Here is a 17,381-nt window from a genome sequence, read left to right as displayed (position 1 = left end):
CCCGGCCGTCGGGAGCCGGCACCGGATGCGGCCCGAAGCGACATCCCGGGCACACACCATCACACCGTGCCGCCGAGGCTGGCACGGTCGAAACGGCGCGTTGCCGACGTGGTCCTGCCGGACCGCCGGGGCCCGTCCCCAACTGCCCTCAGCCTGGCCGCCGCGAGCACGCGCTCGACGTCGACCGCACCGGCGAGCCACCGCTCGCCGCCCGGCGACTGAACACCAGCGAGAGGAACGAACAACCCGTGGACCTCAGCACCCTCGGCACCGAAACCCGCAACGAGAAGACCAGTGATCTCGACCAGATGTCCCCCACGGAGTTGCTCCTCGCGATGAACGACGAGGACCACTCGGTCGCGCAAGCCGTCCGGCGGGCCGTGCCGGACATCGCGGCGGCCGTCGACGTCGTCGTGGCGTCGCTGCGCCAGGGCGGGCGGCTGATCTATCTCGGTGCCGGCACCAGCGGCCGGATCGGCATGCTCGACGCGGTCGAGTGCCCACCCACCTTCGGTACGTCACCCGACCGGGTCGTCGGTCTGCTCGCCGGCGGAGCGGGAGCCTTCGGCGTCGCCGTCGAGGGCGCGGAGGACGACCCGGCCGGCGCCGTCGCCGACCTCGACGCGATCGGCCTGACCGCCCGCGACACGGTGGTCGGGCTCGCCGCCAGCGGCCGTACCCCGTATGTGGTCGGCGGGTTGGCTCACGCCCGCGCGCTCGGAGCGGCGACCGTCTCCGTCGCCTGCAACTCCGAAGCGGTGATCAGCCGGTACGCCGACGTCGCCGTCGAGGTGCCCACCGGCCCCGAGGTGCTCACCGGCTCCACCCGGCTCAAGGCCGGCACCGCTGAGAAGCTCGTCTGCAACATGATCTCGACCGCAACAATGGCCCGGCTCGGCAAGGTCTACCGCAACCTGATGGTGGATATGAACGCCACCAACGAGAAGCTCGTCGATCGGGCGCGTCGGATCGTCGCCGAAGCCGCCGACACCGATCTCGACACCGCCACGCGGGCGCTCGCGGCGGCGCGTGGGCACGCCAAGACGGCCATCGTGCTGCTGCTGGCGAACTGCAGCGCCGAGGAGGCCGCGGCACGGCTGCGCGACGCGGGCGACGACGTCCGGGCGGCCGTCGCGGCCTGACGCAGGAAGGTCGCTGTGCGTACCGCGGCCTGACCCCCGAGAGGCCGTCGTGCGCACCGGGGCTTCGGCGGTGGGGACGGTCCGCGTGCGGTCCGGAGTCAGGTCGACGAAGCGCCCCGTCAGCGTGGACGGGGCGGTTCAGACCCGAGCTTCGGCGGCTTTCGGAGCGGTGTCGAGCGGCAGGTCGCGCAGCCGGCGGATCGGGGTCGACAGGTAGATGATCGGCGAGAGCACGGTGAGCGCGCCGAAGATCAGCAGGGTGGTGCGGGCGCCGAGCGGCCCGGCCAGGACGCCGGCGAGCAGGCCGCCGAGCGGGATGGCGCCCCAGGAGACGAACTTGACCGTGGCGATCACCCGCGACAGAAGCTCCGGCGGGCTGGCGAGCATCCGGTACGTGCGGGTGGTCACGCTGAGCACCACCGTGGAGCCGGCGAAGATGAGATTCCCGACGGCGAAGGCGACATAGGCGGCGTTGCCGGTGCCCAGCGGAATGATGAGCGCGCCGACCACGCCGACGAAGGCCGCGATGATCAGGCCACGTGCGGTGCCGAACCGGTCGGTGAAGCGGGTGGTCAGCGCGGCGCCGATGAGCGTGCCGAGACCGTCGGCGGCGATCAGCACCCCGACCAGGAGCGGCGATGCGTGCAGTTCGCGGAACAGATAGAACGGGAAGAGAGCCAGCATGGCGCCGTTGACGAAGTTCGTCGCGGTGGCATCCCACATGGCCGGCCCGATGATCGGGTGTCGCAGCACGTAGTGCCAGCCCTCGCGGATCATCGTGACCATCGGTGGCCGCTCGTCCGGTCGCTGCACCCGCCGGGCGGGCAGGGTGCGCAGCAGCACGGCGGAGACCAGGTAACTGACGGCGTCCACGAGCAGCGTCGGCACCGCACCCAGCAACTGCACCGCGAGCCCGCCCAGGGACGGCCCGCCCAACTGGGCGGCGGCATGCGTGCCGGAGGTGAGGCTGTTGCGCGCCTGCAACTGGGCGGCCGGCACGATCTCCGGTAGGAAGGTCTGGTTCGCCACGTCGAACAGCACGTTGGCGAAGCTCACGACCAGGGCGACCACGACCAGTTGGGCCACCGTCAGGGTGTCGTACCACCACGCCAGGGGGACGGACGCGATGGCGAGGGCCCGGATCAGATCCAGGGCGACCTGCATGCCGCGCAGCGGCATGCGCTGCACGATCACCCCCGCCGGCAGACTGATCAAGAGGTACGCGAGATAGCCGGCCGCCGTGATCAGACCCATTTCGAAGGCCGATGCGTGCAGCACGACCAGCGCGGTCAGTGGCAGGGCCAGCCCGCCGACCGCCGAGCCGAGGTGGCTGGTCGTGCCGGCAATCCACCAACGCCAGAACGCAGTAAGTTCCATAGTGGAACTGACTATAGTGGTGGAGGGGCTGACGGTCGACCCTGCCTGATCGCTCGTGGCGGCACCGGTTGCCAGCGGATCTCCGCGACGCTACGTTGAGGTGCTATCGACGAACGTCTACGTAACAGGTACGGGGGCCCGCATGTCCACGTCTGTCACTCGCCGCACCGTTCTGGCCGGTGGGGCCGGTGCCGCCATCGGCCTGGCCCTGCCCGGCCTCGCCGCCCAAGCCGGTGGTCACCACCCCACCAGCGTGAGCTTCACCCTCGACGCGAGAACGCTCGACGGCGGTGAGCAGGTCACCTCGGTCACCCTCGACACCGGCCGGCTCGGGCCGATCGACCCGGCCGGGCTGACCCCCGGCACGTTCACCGTGCACGCCAAGGCCACCAGCCCGATCCCGATCGCCCCCGGCGATCAGATCTTCAGCGAGTACGACATGGACCGCACGGTGACCGCGGCCCGACTCGACCGGCACGGCAACATCGTGCTGGAGCTGAGCCACGCCGAAGGTCAACCCGGCGGTGGCACCCTCGGCTACATCCTGAGCAGGGGCCGCAACGTCCAGCTGGACCTCGTCTACACCATCACGCAGAACACCCCGCTCGTCCGGCGTCACGGCTCGCCGGTCACCATCACGCGCTTCGTGCAGGGACGGCTGTCGAACCCCGAGGTGGACGCCTTCAGCTACCACGTCTCGGGCTCCGGCCTGAAGTACCGGCTGTACTCGCCCGACCACTCGCCCCGGCACGGCCGGCGCCCGCTGATCGTCTGGCTGCACGGCGGCGGCGAGGGTGCCTCGCTGCCCGACGACTACTACGACAACGAGACCACGCTGCGCGCCAATCGGGGAGCGCTCGGCTTCGCCACCCCGCAGGCTCAACGGATCTTCTCCGGCGCGTACGTCGTCGCTCCGCAGAGCACCTCCTACTGGATGGAGGACGGCCCCCGGTTCGCCCCGCTGATCCGCGAGATCGTTCAGGACCTCGTACGCCGCAAGCGTGTCGACCCCGACCGGATCTACGTAGTCGGTTGCAGCAACGGCGGCTACATGTCCCTGGAGATGACCGTGGCCTATCCCGACCTGTTCGCCGCGTCGGTGCCGATCTGTGGTGTCGTCGAGCCGCTCGGCGGGGAGGGCCCGCTGCTGATCACCGACGCGGAGCTGGCAAAGATCCAGACCCCGACCTGGCTGGTCACCTCCCGCGACGACGACACCGTGCCACCCGAGACCAACACGATCCACGCCCACGACCTCATCCCGGGATCACTGATCAGCCTGTACGACCACGTCGTCTGGAACGGCTACCAGTTCCCTGGTCACTGGTCCTGGATCTACGTGGCCCGCAACGACCCGAGCCTCAACGGCATCCACATCTGGCAGTGGATGGCCCGCCGTCGTCGGTGACCTGCCGTCCGGTCCAACGCCCCGGCCTCCGGGCAAGCTGGACGACAACCGCGGGCACCGCACCCTGCGGGCGGCTATTCAAGGTGGAAGGTTGCCGAGCCGCGGTCGGCGCTCGAACTGACCGCCTCCACATAGAGCAGTCCGCTGCGGTGGCGCACATGTCGGCCCGGGAAGTTGTGGGACTCCAGGGAGATCCCGGCGCTGTCGGCAAGGCCGGATTGGCGACGGAAGCTCGCATCGCCGCCGAAGAGGGCGGAGCCGTCGTTCTTCTCGACGTACAGGGCATAGCCCCGGTGGCGCAGGTAGTACCCGGGGAAGTTTGTCGACTCCAGCGACACCGATCCGCCGCTGGCGAGGCCGGTGACGATGCGGAACTGGGAGTCGGCCAGGTTTGTCACGTTCGGCTCGATCCGCGCCCGGTAGTCGTAGTGCCGGACGTAGCTGTTGGCCTGGTCGTGTGACCGCAGCCGCACCGGTGTGGCCCCGTCGGGCACCGGGATGCCGAAATTCGGGGTGCCGTCGGCGTTCCAGTACACCTTCTGGAGCCTGGTCCGCCGGTTCGGATCGTTGAGGGGATCGCCGGTGATGTCGCGGTGGTTGCGGTCGTGATAGACCAGGATGTCGCTCTGCCCATCCTCGGAGACCGTGAACGAGTTGTGGCCGGGGCCGTACTGGCTGGTGGCCGCGTTGCTGACGAACACCGGGGTGGGGCTCTTGCTCCAGGAGGCGGCGTCGAGCAGGTTCGCGGTGGTGGAGGCGCTCAGCATCCCGAGGCAGTAGTTGGCGTCGGTGGCGCTGGCCGAGTAGGTCAGGAAGATGCGACCGTTGCGCTGGACCACCGCCGGTCCCTCGGCAACCCGGTAGCCGCGGGTCTCCCAGTCGTACGTCGGCACGACGAGCCGGGTCACGGTGCCCGTGATCTGCCAAGGGTTGGCACCCATCCGGGCGAGGTAGACGTTGGAGTTGTTGGAGATGCCTGGCTCCTGCTGCGCCCAGGTCAGATAGCGCACCCCGTTCGCGACGAAGGTCGAAGCGTCCAGGCTGAAGGTGTCCCAGGGGGTCGTGATCCGTCCGCGTTCGGTCCACGAACCGGTCAGCGGATTCGCGCTGGCGTTCTCCAGTGCGTACATCCGGATCCGCCAGACGTCGTCGGTCCGGCCCGCGGCGAAGTAGATGTACCAACGGTTGTTGATGAAGTGGATTTCCGGTGCCCAGATGTGGGCGCCCATCTCTCCGCTGGTGTGCCGGTACCAGATCGTCGACTCCGCCGCCGTCGCCAGCCCCTGCAGGGTGGTCGCACGTCGCAGCACGATCCGGTCGTACTGCGGCACCGTGGCGGTCAGGTAGTAGTAGCCGTCGGTGTGCCGGAAGATGTGCGGGTCGGCCCGCTGGTTCACCAGCGGATTCGTGTAGTTGACGGCCGATGCGGCCTGCGCCGGCCCCGCCGCTGGCAGACCGGCCGACACGGCGAGCACCACCAACACCGCGGCCACAACCGGCCGTAGGCGTCGGCGTGCCCGGCGGGCGGCTGGGTCGGTTCCGGGGAGTGGCAGCGGCATCTGTCCTCCGTGAGGTTCGTGACCGACAGTTGGTCAGTACGGCAGTGCCAGCGGTGCGCCGTGGCCGATCCGGTCGATTGCCGAGCAGTAGCCGTGAACCGGGCCGGATCGCGCCTGGTGGCCACGCCACCGTGGACGGCCGACCCGCGGCACCCCGCCGGGGGAGGAGCGCGAGCGGGCCGGGAAACGTGACGGTGGCGTTGCGCCCGTGTTGCGGTCATAGTGTTGGCGTTAACATCGACGCCTGTCAAGGAAATCCGGTCCTGACCTGCAAGGTCGAGTGTGTCAATCGGTCCGGGTGCGGAGGCTCCGCGCCAGGGTCGGGATCATGACCGTCGCGGCGACGAGGTGTAGCCCGATCAGGGCCGTGACGGTGGCGGTGTCCGCCCCGGAGAGGAGAGGCGGGACCAACGAGACCACGGTCAGCGACACTGCCGTCCACACGAATCGCTGGGCGGGGCGAGCGCTCCACCGCAGCAGAGCGCCGGCGATGACGATGCCCACGACCGAGAAGAAGCCGGTCACCACGGCGAACCCGGGCAACGGGATCGTCTCGCCACCATCGGGGATCTCGAAGTCGACGCCAACGGCCTGGGCGAGCGCAGCGGCGAGGGTGGTGGCCACCATCGCCGCGAGCGTGGCAATGAGGCCGGTGGCGGCGAGCCCGCGGAATCGGTGGGTGCGCCTGGTCCGCCCCGATGCCGGGCCTGCGACGACCCCGGTGTCAACCATGCTGTTCATGTCGCGTGCCACCGGGACTACTCCGTGCCGTTCGCCGGCAGGCGCTCGGGCAGCCCGAGCCGCGGGAACTGGTCGTCGTGGAAAATGATGATCTCGGTGATCACCCCGCCGGTGATGCGCAGGACGTCGATCGTCAGCGGCAGGTACACGTTCTCCTGCTTCCGCCAGAGGTAGAAGGCGACGGCGGGCTGCCGGTTCACGGAGGTGGCGACGGCGCGCAGGTGCCCCAGGTCTGCGAAGCCGTCCTGGATCCAGTCGTTCACCACCGCGTCGCGGCCGATCTGCAGGCCCGGCGTGGGCGGCATCGAGCAGCGGACGTCGTCCCGCAGCATGGCGGCAATCCCGTCGATGTCCTTGGCCACGCTCGCGTCGGTGAAGCGGCGCACCAGCTCGCGCGTCCCGGCGTCCTCCTCGCCGCCGGTCCAGTCCTGCCGCTCGGCGGGCAGGTGCTCCCGCATCCCGGCGCGGGCGCGCTGCAGTGCGCTGTTCACCGAGTTGACGGAGTCCCCGAGGATCTCCGCGACGTCCTTCGCCGGCCAGCCGAGCACGTCCCGCAGGATCAGCACGGCTCGCGGGCGCGGCGCGAGGTGCTGGACCGCGACCAGGTACGCCAGCTCGATCGTCTCCCGCGCGACGGCGACGGCCTCCGGCTCGTCCGCGTCGCCCGCGGGCAGCTCGTCGAGCAGCCGGTCCGGATAGGGCTGCAACCACAGCACCTCGCCACCGGTCGCCGGCCCCGGGCGGCGCCTGGCGAGCAGGTCCAGGCAGGCGTTGGTGGCGATCCGGTACAGCCAGGCCCGGAACGTCGACCGCCCCTCGAACGTCTCCCGCCGCCGCCAGGCCCGCAGGAACGTCTCCTGCACGGTGTCCTCGGCGTCCTCGAACGACCCGAGCATCCGGTAGCAGTGCACGTGCAGCTCCCGTCGGTGCGGCTCGGCGAGCCCCGCGAACGCCGGCTCGTCGACCTCGCCCAAACCGTTTCCGCCCTGGCTGCTCACGCCCAGCTCCTCCAGCCGTGTGTCCGCGCTCATCGGTGTCATCCTTCCGTCTCGTCGTGTCCCGTCCTAGGTATGACGGGCGCGGGCGCGAGAACTCATCACCAGGGGCGGTCGACGGCGTGGGCGGCCTTCAGTGGCGGCGGTTCGTGGTTGCGGCGGACAGCAGCGTGGGCCAGTCCTGGGCGGTGGCCCAGTCGGCGAAGCTGTGCCAGCCGACCTCCGGGTAGTCGCGGTGCAGTGCGACGACGTCCACGTCCAGGCCGACGGTGGTGAAGTATTCGAACATGGCCGCCAGGTCGGCGGACCGCTGTCGGACCTGGGCCAGGGGCACCTGCTGGTGGGTGATCGCGATGCCGACGGCGCCGGCGAGGATTTCGGCCATCTGGGCGGGGGTGCGCTCGTCGGAGGCGATGTCGATGCGACGGCCGGCGAACTCGCCGGAGCGCTGTAGGACGAGCGCGGCGAACGCGCCGATGTCGGCCGCCGGGATGAGGGTGAGCGGCCGGTCGGCCGGCATTGGCCAGGCGAAGGTGCCCGTGCGCAGGCCGTCGAGGGTCCAGCCGGTGGCGTAGTTGTCCATGAAGGCGGCCGGCGCGATGACCGTCCAGGGCACGCCGGAGGCGCCCAGGTGCTGTTCGACCAGGCGCTTGCTCTCGTAGTGCGGGACGGCGGTGCCGCGGTCGGCGTGCGCGACGGTGGTCAGCACGATGTGGCCGAGGCCAGCGGCTGCTGCGGCGTCGACAAGAGCCTTGCCCTGTCGGACCTCGGTGGTGAGGTCGGTGCCGAACGGCGTGGTGACCGCGAACAGCGAGTCGGATCCGGCGAGCGCGGTGTCGAGGGAGGCGCGATCGTCGAAGTCGGCCTGGCGCACCTCGGCGCCGAGGTCGCGCAGGGCTTCGGCGGCCGGCGACGCGGGCTGGCGGGTGAGTGCGCGTACCCGGTGGCCGGCCTTCAGCAGGGCGCGGGCGGTGGCCCCGCCCTGCGCGCCGGTGGCTCCGGTGACGGCAACGGTGAGCATGAGTTCTCCAGGAGGTAGGATTGCTGCGTGACGCATTAACTGCGTCACGCAGCAGATTAGGTGAAATCGCTGTGTCGCGCAACTAGTTGGGATGTGCTGCGGATGACTGCAACGCGCCGGACCCGGTTGTACGAGGAGTTGTCGATGGCGTCCCGCCGCTATCTCGCCTCGTACGTGCTCTTCAACCAGGCCATCGCCGACCACCTCGGGCTGCACCCGACCGACGTGCAGTTTCTGAGCCTGCTCTCGGCGGCGCCCGCGCCCCGCACGGTGCGAGAGATCGCCGACATGACCGGCCTCACCACGGGATCAGCCACCCGCCTGGTCGACCGCCTCGAACGTGGGGGCTACGTGAAACGCACGCCCGACCAGGAGGACCGGCGCCGGGTGCTGGTCACCCCGGTGCCAGAACGCCTCGACCGTGTCACCGCGGTCTGGGACGACCTGGGCCAAGCCTGGCAGGCGATCCTCGAGGACCACACCGAGGAGGAGCTTGAAGTGATCACCCGTCACATGCAGCGAGCCGATGACCTCAGCCACGCCCAGATGCGTCGCCTGCGATCCCGACCGAGGCCCGCCTGAAGCCGCGGCCCGTCAGGGTGCCCGCGACGGTGTCGCCCAGCGCGAGGACCCACGAACGCGTGCGTCGTTCTCGACCTACCGGGCGAGCGCGATCAGGGGGTGACCAGGCCGGTCCGGTACGCGACGACGACGGCCTGGACCCGGTCGCGCAGGCCCAGCTTGGCCAGAATTCGGGCGACGTGTGTCTTCACGGTCGCCTCGGACAGGTGCAGGCGACCGGCGAGCTCGACGTTGCTCAGGCCCTGGGCCAAAAGGCCCAGCACCTCCAGCTCACGCGGGGTCAGGGCGTTCAGGTCCCGGTGGATCGCCGGCGGGTCGGTGTCGCGTTGGGCGAACCGTTGCACGAGCCGCCGCGTGATCGTCGGTGCCAGCAGCGCGTCGCCGGAGCGGACCAGCCGGACGGCGGCCACCAACTGCTCCGGGGTGACGTCCTTGAGCAGGAAGCCGCTGGCCCCGGCGGTCAGCGCCGCGTACACGTACTGGTCGAGGTCGAAGGTCGTGAGCATGATGATGCGGGGTGCCTCACCGACGCCGGTGAGGATCTGGCGGGCGGCCGCGAGGCCGTCCATGTCGGGCATCCGGATGTCCATCAGCACCACATCGGGCCGGTGTCGATGGACCGCGTCGACGGCCTCGACCCCGGTCGTCGCCTCGGCGACCACGTCGATCCCGTCGGCGGTCAGGATCATCCGGAACCCGGCCCGGACCAACGCCTGGTCGTCGGCGACCACCACCCGCAGCGCTGCGGTCATCCCGTGCCCCCCATAGGTGTGCCCGCCCGGCCGTCGTCCGCGCTGCCCGCGCTCATGACTTTTCCACCGGGATCAGGGCCTCGACACGGTACCCACCGGTGAGCCGTGGGCCCGCCTGCAGGGTGCCACCGTAGACCGAGAGCCGCTCTCGCAGACCGATCAGCCCGCGCCCGGTGCCGCTGCCGGCGGTCACGCCGGCTCGGCCGCCGGTGTCGGTCACCTCCACCCGCAGGTGGTCCTCGGCGTACTCGACGAGCACACGTACAGACGCGCCGGTCGCGTGTTTGACGGTGTTCGTCAGCGCCTCCTGCACCAGTCGATACACGGTCAGCTCGATGCCGGACGGCAGCGGCCCACGCTGCCCGCGCACGACGAGTTCGACCTCGACCCCCGAGTCGCGCATCCGCTGCACCAGCGCGTCCAACCCGTCGAGCCCTGGCTGCGGCGCCAGATCGGTCTCACCCTCCGCCCCGATCACGTCACCGTCCATCGTGAGCAGCCCCATCACGTGCCGCAGTTCGGTCATCGCCGCCCGGCCGCCGGCTTCGACCGCGAGCAGCGCCGCCCGCGCGTCCTCGGGCCTGGACCCCATGACCTTGCGGGCCGCGCCGGCCTGGATCACCATCACGCTCACGTTGTGCGTCACCACGTCGTGCAGCTCCCGGGCGATCCGGGCCCGTTCGAACTCCGTCGCCCGGCGCAGCGCCTCGATCTGCTCGTGCTCCATCGCCGACATGCGCTCCCGGCCCTCGTCCGCGTGCTGCTTCCACCGGCGTAGCCCCTCGGCCGCCACCGCGATCGGAAGCAGGATCAGGAACGGCACGGCGCTGTCGGACACCGAGCTGGCGTCCGACTGCAGCCCGGCGTGCAGAATCGCGGCCGCAGGCAGGCTGGCCAACGCCAGAATCTTGTACGGGCTGAAGACAGCGGCGCTGTAGCCGGCGACGACGCAGGCGAAGAAGGACAGCCGCAGCGCGGCCGGGTTGTCGTCGACGAGCACGGCAGTGGCCAGCACGACCCAGAGCACCCCCAACGGGTACCGGCGGCGGAACAGCAGCGGCAGCACGACCAGGATGAGCAGGGCCGCCGTCCAGTCGGTCCCGTCATCCTCGACCGGCAGGAAGGGTGGCCACACCGGGTCGGGTGGCCGCGGCGGCATCGGGTAGCCCGGCAGGGGCTCGCCCCGGCTGAACGCGATCCGGTCCGGCGCCGGCTGGTCGTCGACGCCCGCCTGGATCGCGACGAGACCGAGCCCGAGCGCCACGAGCGCGTCGAACAGCTGCCCCCGGCGCGACAACGGCGGCAGCTGGCCGACCGGACGAGCCAGGGACCGGATGCCGGCCCACAGCCGGATGAACACCGCACGCCCCGTCATCGGCTCATTCTCGTCGCCGGGCCGGACCGGTGCATCGGCCGCAGGAGCGGCGGCCCTACACCGCACGCCTACCTCGCAGGGATGACGCCGCAACCGCTCATCCCGATGAGGTACGGAAGATGCCTCCCGCTGCCGATGTGTCCGGCCCGTACCCGCTCCTAGCGTCAGCCTGGCCAGCTAACGACCACCTGAGGAGACGGGGACATGACCACACCGCTGATCGAACTGCGTGAGGTGACACGCCGGTACGACGAAGGGCCGCCGGCGTTGCGTGAGGTGTCGTTGAGCGTCGCGGCCGGCGAGGCGGTGGCGATTCTCGGTCCGTCCGGCAGCGGCAAGTCGACGATGCTCAACCTGGTGGCCGGGCTGGACCGGCCGAGCACCGGCACGGTCACCGTCGACGGGGTCCGGGTCGACCAGCTCGGCGAGGCGGCCTCGGCCCGCTACCGGCGGGCCCGGATCGGTCTGGTGTTCCAGTTCTTCAACCTGCTGGACGACCTGACCGTCGCCGACAACGTCATGCTGCCGGCGCAGTTGGCCGGGATGGGCCGCGGCACCGCCCAGCGCCGGGCCACCGAACTGCTCGGCCGGCTCGGCGTCGGCCGGCACGCCGGTGCGTACCCGGGGAGGCTTTCCGGCGGTGAACGGCAGCGGGTCGCCGTCGCCCGCGCGCTGATGAACCGGCCGGCGCTGCTGCTGGCCGACGAGCCGACCGGTGCGCTGGACACCGCCTCCGGCGAGGAGGTCATGCGGCTGCTGACCGAGCTGCACGCCGACGGCCAGACCATCGTCGTGGTCACCCACGACCTGACGCTCGCCGAGGCGTGCGCGACCCGGACCGTCCAGCTCCTCGACGGGCAGGTCGCCGCCGACTCCGCGATGGAGCAGGTCCGATGAGCGCACTGGCTCGGGTGGTCCGGGCCGGGGTCGGTCGGCGACGCGTACAGACGATCGTGGTCGGCCTGGTCGTGATGATCGCGGTGACCTCGGCCGTCCTCGGCGGTTCGCTGATGGTGGCCTCCCAGGGGCCCTTCGACCGGGCCTTCAGCCAGCAGCAGGGCGCGCACCTCACCGCCCAGTTCAACGCCGCCGCGGTCACCGAGGCGCAGCTGACCGCGACAGCGAGCGCCGCAGGGGTTGCCGCGTCGGCGGGACCATTCCCGAACGCGCAGTTGAACCTGATCAGCGCGACGGGCGATCCGATACCGCCGGTGAACGTCGTCGGGCGTGCCGACGCGGGCGGCGCGGTCGACCGGGTCAGCCTCGTCGAAGGCCGGTGGGCGACCGCCCCTGGGGAGATCGTGCTGGCCACCGGGGGTCGCATGCAGTTGCCACCGCAGATGGTCGGCCGGCAGTGGACGGTGTCCGACGCGCCGGGCAGCCGAGCGGTGACCGTCGTCGGGGTCGCCCGCTCGGCCAGCCGGACCGCCGACGCCTGGACCACCCCGGCACAGCTCGCCGCCTGGGCCGGACCCGATGGTCCCCGCACGTACCAGATGCTCTACCGCTTCACCACGGCCGGCACGGCCGAGCAGGTCCAGGCCGGCCGGACCGCGGTGGAGGCGACCGTCCCCGCCGCCGCGTTCGCCAGCGCGGTGTCGTGGCTCGACGTCCGCCGGGATGCGACCGGTGAGACCCTCCTGCTGGTGCCGTTCCTGATCGCGTTCGGCATGCTGGGCGTGGTCATGGCGGTGCTGATCATCGGTAACGTGATCGCTGGTGCGGTCTCCACCGCCACCCGCCGGATCGGCATTCTCAAGGCGCTCGGTTTCACGCCGGCCCAGGTGGTCCGGGCGTACGTGGGTCAGGCACTCATCCCGGCCACGGTCGGTGCGGCGCTCGGTGTGGTCGCCGGCAACCTGCTGACCGTACCGATCCTCGCGCAGACCAACCAGCTCTACGGCACGAACGACAACGGGGTCGCGCTCTGGGTCGACGCGGTGGTGGTCGGCGGCGCGCTCACCATCGTGGCCGTCACCGCCCTGGCCGCCTCCGCCCGGGCCGGCCGGTTGCGCAGCGTCGACGCGCTCGCCGTCGGCCGTACCCCTCGACCCGGCCGCGGCCAGTGGGCGGCCCGTCTGACCAGCCGCCTGCCGATCTCCCGGCCGGTGACCCTCGGCCTGGCGCACCCCTTCGCCCGACCGGTCCGAGCGGTCAGTATCGTCGCCGCGATCGCGTTCGGTGCGGCCGCAGTCACCTTCGCGGTTGGGCTCGGCACGTCACTCAACCGGGTCCAGGAGGTCGAGGACATCGCCGACGTCCAGGTCGGGGCGCCGCACCGGATGGCGCCCGGTGAGCAGCCGCCGCCGGGGCCAGGGAAGCCGCAGCCGTTCGACGACCCGGCCGCGATCGAGAAGGTGATCGCGGCCCAGGCGGGTACCGGCGGGTACATGGGCGTGGCCCGCAGCGAGGTCACCGCTAGTGGGATCACCGGCGAGCTCGACGCGGTTGCCGTCACCGGGCCTGACTCGGCGCGCTACTACCGGATGGTGTCGGGCACCTGGCTGACCGGGCCGGGGCAGATCGTCGTCTCGACCCCGTTCCTGACCGCGGCCGGCAAACGGGTGGGTGACAGCATCGTGCTGACCGACAGCGGCGTCGACACCACCGTCACGATCGTCGGTGAGGCGTTCAACACCGACAACGACGGCATGCAGGTCGTCACCGACATCGCCACTCTGCGCGCGGCCGAGCCGGAGCTGGCGCCGTCGATGTACTACGTCTCCGTCGAGTCCGGCACCGACGTCGGGACGTACGCCGAAGCGTTGACGACCGCGCTGGAGCCGGTCGGCGCGGCGGCCGACCGCCTCAACCACCAACCCGACGGAATGATCATCATCGTCAACGCGCTGACCGGACTGCTCAGCCTCATGCTGATGGTCGTCGCCGGCCTCGGCGTGCTGAACACGGTCGTCCTGGAAACCCGGGAACGCGTCCACGACCTGGGCGTGCACAAGGCGCTCGGGATGACCCCCCGGCAAACCACGGCGATGGTCATCGCCTCGGTCGTGGTCACCGGCCTGCTCGGCGGTGCGGTCGGTGCGGCGGTCGGCGTCTGGCTGCAACGCACGGTCATCACGGAGATGGCGGGCAGCGTGGGCTTCCGCCTGCCCGACTCGGTCCTCGACGTGTACGGCTCGGTCGATCTGCTGTTCTTCGGCCTCGCCGGGCTGGTCATCGCCGTGGTCGGCGCGCTGCTGCCCGCCGGCTGGGCGGCGAAGACAAGGGTCGCGGTGGCCCTGCGCACCGAGTGACGAGAAAGAGCCGCCGCTCATGGGGGTCACCCGTGAGCGGCGGTGCCAGGGCCGCAGGTTTCACCCTCGCGGAAGGGGTATTCAGGCGCACCGGCGCGGCCGGAGGGTGAACAGCGCCACGGAGTAAGGGAGTTCGTGTCATGCCCGAACCGCAGCCCACCATCGTCCTCGTGCACGGAGCGTTCGCCGAGTCGGCGAGCTGGAACGGTGTGATCGACCGGCTGGGCGCAGCGTACGACGTGGTTGCCGCCGCCAACCCGCTGCGAAGCGTCGCGGCCGACGCCGCGTACGTGCGGGACGTGATACGCGGAATCGGCGGTCCGGTCATCCTCGTCGGCCACTCCTACGGCGGCATGGTGATCACGCAGGCCGCAGCCGACGAGTCAGCGGTGCGGGCCCTCGTGTACGTCAACGGCTTCTGCCCGGACACCGGTGAGTCGGGGCTGTCGCTGACCGGGAAATACCCCGGCAGCACGCTCGCCGACACGCTGGTGCAGTACCCGGTGTCGACCGGTGGTAACGAGGTGGCGATCGGCCAGGACGCGTATCACGAGCAGTTTGCCGCCGACGTGTCGACCGACGTCGCCGCGCTGATGGCTCGGACTCAGCGGCCCATCACCGAACAGGCCCTGGGCGAGGGGCTCTCCGGCGACCCGGCCTGGCGATTGCTGCCCAGTTGGTTCGTGTTCGGGGACGCCGACAGGAACATCCCGGTCGCCGCGCATCGGTTCATGGCCGAGCGGGCTGACCCGCGGGGCCAGCGCGAGGTCGTCGGCGGTTCGCACGCGATGGTGGTTTCCCGGCCGAGCGAGGTCGCCGAGACGATCATCGAGGCGGTCCGGGCGTGAGCGACTGACGTTTCGGCAAAAGCCCGATGGGCAGGGTGGGCGCTCCGCTCACCCTGCCTTTTTGGTACGGGCACGTCCGCCCCCTTCCTGAGCCACCCCTGCGGCAGCTCAGGGCCCTTGCTCGACCTCCCGTGGTGGTGACATCGATCGGTATGGTGAGTCAAGGATCAACATGGGGTGGTGCCGGTGAGTCTGATCCAGGCGGGTGTCACCGCTGCGACGACGATGCTGGCGGTCCTGATCGGTGGGTGGCTCACCGTCCGGGCTCAGGACCGGCTGTGGCGCCGCGACCAGGACCGGCAGTGGCGTGACATCAGGCTGAACGCGTACACCGAGTTCATCGGCGCGGCCCGAGAGTATGTGGCGTTCGTCCTCAACCCGGCTGCCCACATCACCGCGGTGCCGCGCCCGCGCGATCCGGGTGACCTCATGCCGTTCTTCGACGACGAGGGCAGCCGCTACCGGGAGCGGCTGGAGAGCACCAAGACCGCGCTCCGGCTGGTGGCCGGGCGACCCGAGGTGGTGAGCGGCTCGTCGGAGCTGGTGCGCCAGGCCAGGCTCCTGGCGGCCGTTCGAGCGGGCAACAGCGCCGACGCATTGCCGGCCGACCGGTTCGACGCCCTGTGGGCGGCCGAGCGCGACTTCATCGAAGTCGCCAGGGCCGAACTCGGCCTGCCCTCCGCGTTCACGCCATGACCAGACGCGAACTCCGACGCGGGAAGTCGCCCTGGACCGCGGATGGTGGGCCGACGACGCGAGGTCGCCGGCCCACCGTGCCTGCTGTCTACCGAACCCGCAGCTGCTGGTGGACCGCGGCGGCGGGGGCGTAAGTCGGGTCACCGGAGTAGGCGACGTGCACCGGGTACACCCCTGCCGACAGTCCGGTGGTCGGCAGTTTGACGACGGCTGCGCCACCGGTCAGCGCGACCACCTGCGTGGTGCCGCCGAAGGTCACGGTGACCTCACCGGTCACCTTCGGCGCCTTCTTGTGCTTGGTCTGTGCCCGCACGTCGACGTCCAGCGTGAACGTGCCACCGCGTACGACCGACGCGGGTGCGGCTTTCGCCTTCACCACGACTCTGGCCGTGCCCGGGTGCGAGTCGACGCCCGACCACAGGTAGTTCCTGGCGAAGATCGTGAACAGTTGGCCCGCCGTCATCCCGTCGTGCGCGCCGGGGACCTGGGCCGTCGCGGCGGCGAACCCCTGAGCCCTGAAGTTGTTCGCGATGGCGTTCTGGGCGTCGAGACTGCCCTCGAAGACACCATTGCCGAGGAACACGAAGAGGTCGTCGTCCCCGACCGCGTCCGAGATGTTGGCGTAGTCCTGCGCGGTGAGGGAGGGATTACCGGAGAAGTGTCCATAGAAGGCGAACGTGGTCGGGTAGTTCTTGATGACGACGCCACCCGTCATCCCGCCGTACGAGAAGCCGGCGTAGGCCCGCCCCGCGCGCTCGGTCGAGACGTTGTAGTTCGCCTCGATGAGGGGAAGGATCGTCTGGACCAGGTTGTTTGCGGCGTTGGTCTGGTTGTAGGAGGCGAAGCCGAGGCTGGTGCCCGTGAAGTGGTTGCCCATGGTGACAACCACCGTGGGCTCGATCTCACCCTTGGCCGTCATGTTGTCCAGGATGTTCGGGACGTTCGCAGGGACCATGAAGTCGGTCTCGTCACCGAAGATGCCGTGGGCGAGATAGGCAACCTTGTACGGCTCGGCGCGGTGCGGATCGTAGTTGGCTGGCAGGTAGACGCCGAGGTAGTGGCCACTGTCGCCCAGGATCGTGGTGTAGGGGACGTACTGGACGGTGCCCCGCTTCGAGGGGTCCGCCGTCGGCAGCTCGTACTCGGCACGCTCCTTCAGCACCGGGTCGTTCTGCTTCTTGGCGTACGGCACGTACACGGTGTCGAGGACGTCGTTGTTCCGCACCCGGAACGAGGACTCGCCCGGGGGCCGAGGGGCCGTCGAGGCGGGATCCCAGATGCGCTTGTTCACCCAGCCCTGAGTCGGGTCCCAGACCCGGTACCAGTAGCTGAGGCCCCCGGCGTGCAGCGGGACCGAGACCGACCAGTATCCCTTCGAGTCCTTGGTCATGTCCCGGAGGAACTCGGTACCTCCGGCGTGGTAGCGCCCCGGCTGCCACTCTTCCGGCTGATACCGCGTGGTGCCGGTGCCGAGGTCGAGCAGCGTCAGGTCCCCGGCAAGGCGGACCTGGGTGGCGTTGGGATTGTGGTAGACGAACTTCACTGTGTAACCGGTCGGTGAACCGCGGTCAGCCTTGACAGTCGCGCCTTCCACAACCGAGGGCCTGCCTGCGGCGGCAGCCGGCGTGGAG

Annotated in this window: 15 protein-coding genes; 7 read left to right on the top strand and 8 right to left on the bottom strand. The window is 70.5% G+C overall.

Annotation, left to right across the window (positions count from 1 at the left end; translation table 11 throughout):
- Positions 1-248 precede the first annotated feature (248 nt).
- Entirely contained in the window at positions 249-1,142 is an 894-nt protein-coding gene (murQ, locus tag JOD64_RS02775; protein ID WP_307813187.1) for an N-acetylmuramic acid 6-phosphate etherase, read from the top strand.
- 138 nt (positions 1,143-1,280) lie between these two features.
- Here murQ and JOD64_RS02770 read toward each other — a convergent pair whose 3' ends face one another.
- Entirely contained in the window at positions 1,281-2,519 is a 1,239-nt protein-coding gene (locus JOD64_RS02770; RefSeq protein WP_204940746.1) for an MFS transporter, read from the bottom strand.
- A gap of 142 nt (positions 2,520-2,661) precedes the next feature.
- Between JOD64_RS02770 and JOD64_RS02765 the strand changes: the two genes are divergently transcribed.
- Positions 2,662-3,927 (top strand): prolyl oligopeptidase family serine peptidase, encoded by a 1,266-nt coding sequence (locus JOD64_RS02765; protein WP_204940745.1) that lies wholly within the window; start codon positions 2,662-2,664, stop codon positions 3,925-3,927.
- 74 nt (positions 3,928-4,001) lie between these two features.
- Here the strand turns inward: JOD64_RS02765 and JOD64_RS02760 are convergent, their stop codons facing one another.
- The 4 genes from JOD64_RS02760 to JOD64_RS02745 form a co-directional block, all read right to left on the bottom strand.
- The gene (locus JOD64_RS02760; RefSeq protein ID WP_204940744.1) at positions 4,002-5,486 is read right to left on the bottom strand and encodes a family 43 glycosylhydrolase; all 1,485 of its coding nucleotides are present in this window, start codon (positions 5,484-5,486) and stop codon (positions 4,002-4,004) included.
- A 285-nt stretch (positions 5,487-5,771) separates the two neighbouring features.
- A complete protein-coding gene (locus JOD64_RS02755; protein WP_204940743.1) occupies positions 5,772-6,227 on the bottom strand; it encodes a DUF6069 family protein in 456 nt (151 codons plus the stop codon).
- Positions 6,228-6,244: 17 nt separating this feature from the next.
- Positions 6,245-7,258, bottom strand: a complete 1,014-nt coding sequence (locus JOD64_RS02750; protein ID WP_204940742.1) for an RNA polymerase subunit sigma-70 — start codon at positions 7,256-7,258, stop codon at positions 6,245-6,247.
- Between the two features lie 97 nt (positions 7,259-7,355).
- Positions 7,356-8,243, bottom strand: coding sequence for an NmrA/HSCARG family protein (locus JOD64_RS02745; protein WP_204940741.1), 888 nt, complete (start codon positions 8,241-8,243; stop codon positions 7,356-7,358).
- Between the two features lie 102 nt (positions 8,244-8,345).
- Between JOD64_RS02745 and JOD64_RS02740 the strand changes: the two genes are divergently transcribed.
- Positions 8,346-8,825 carry a MarR family winged helix-turn-helix transcriptional regulator gene (locus JOD64_RS02740; protein WP_204940740.1) on the top strand — a complete coding sequence of 160 codons (480 nt, stop codon included), beginning with the start codon at positions 8,346-8,348 and terminating at the stop codon, positions 8,823-8,825.
- Between the two features lie 92 nt (positions 8,826-8,917).
- On the opposite strand, the gene JOD64_RS02735 is transcribed toward JOD64_RS02740, so the two are convergent.
- Complete coding sequence (locus JOD64_RS02735; protein WP_204940739.1) at positions 8,918-9,577, bottom strand: response regulator; 660 nt, start codon at positions 9,575-9,577, stop codon at positions 8,918-8,920.
- Positions 9,578-9,629: 52 nt separating this feature from the next.
- Positions 9,630-10,952 (bottom strand): sensor histidine kinase, encoded by a 1,323-nt coding sequence (locus JOD64_RS02730; RefSeq protein ID WP_204940738.1) that lies wholly within the window; start codon positions 10,950-10,952, stop codon positions 9,630-9,632.
- Positions 10,953-11,156: 204 nt separating this feature from the next.
- Between JOD64_RS02730 and JOD64_RS02725 the strand changes: the two genes are divergently transcribed.
- From JOD64_RS02725 to JOD64_RS02710, 4 genes are all read left to right on the top strand, one after another.
- The gene (locus JOD64_RS02725) at positions 11,157-11,849 is read left to right on the top strand and encodes an ABC transporter ATP-binding protein (protein ID WP_204940737.1); all 693 of its coding nucleotides are present in this window, start codon (positions 11,157-11,159) and stop codon (positions 11,847-11,849) included.
- Positions 11,846-14,206, top strand: a complete 2,361-nt coding sequence (locus JOD64_RS02720) for an ABC transporter permease (RefSeq protein WP_204940736.1) — start codon at positions 11,846-11,848, stop codon at positions 14,204-14,206. Before JOD64_RS02725 ends, JOD64_RS02720 begins: the two co-directional genes overlap by 4 nt.
- Positions 14,207-14,346: 140 nt before the next feature.
- Positions 14,347-15,054 (top strand): alpha/beta fold hydrolase, encoded by a 708-nt coding sequence (locus JOD64_RS02715; RefSeq protein ID WP_204940735.1) that lies wholly within the window; start codon positions 14,347-14,349, stop codon positions 15,052-15,054.
- Between the two features lie 186 nt (positions 15,055-15,240).
- A complete protein-coding gene (locus JOD64_RS02710) occupies positions 15,241-15,750 on the top strand; it encodes a hypothetical protein (protein ID WP_204940734.1) in 510 nt (169 codons plus the stop codon).
- A gap of 88 nt (positions 15,751-15,838) precedes the next feature.
- Here JOD64_RS02710 and JOD64_RS02705 read toward each other — a convergent pair whose 3' ends face one another.
- Positions 15,839-17,293 (bottom strand): alpha/beta hydrolase-fold protein, encoded by a 1,455-nt coding sequence (locus JOD64_RS02705; protein ID WP_204940733.1) that lies wholly within the window; start codon positions 17,291-17,293, stop codon positions 15,839-15,841.
- Positions 17,294-17,381 lie beyond the last annotated feature (88 nt).

The sequence above is a fragment of the Micromonospora luteifusca genome (assembly GCF_016907275.1).
Classification (GTDB): Bacteria; Actinomycetota; Actinomycetes; order Mycobacteriales; family Micromonosporaceae; genus Micromonospora; species Micromonospora luteifusca.
This window is presented reverse-complemented; position numbering and strand designations above follow the sequence as displayed.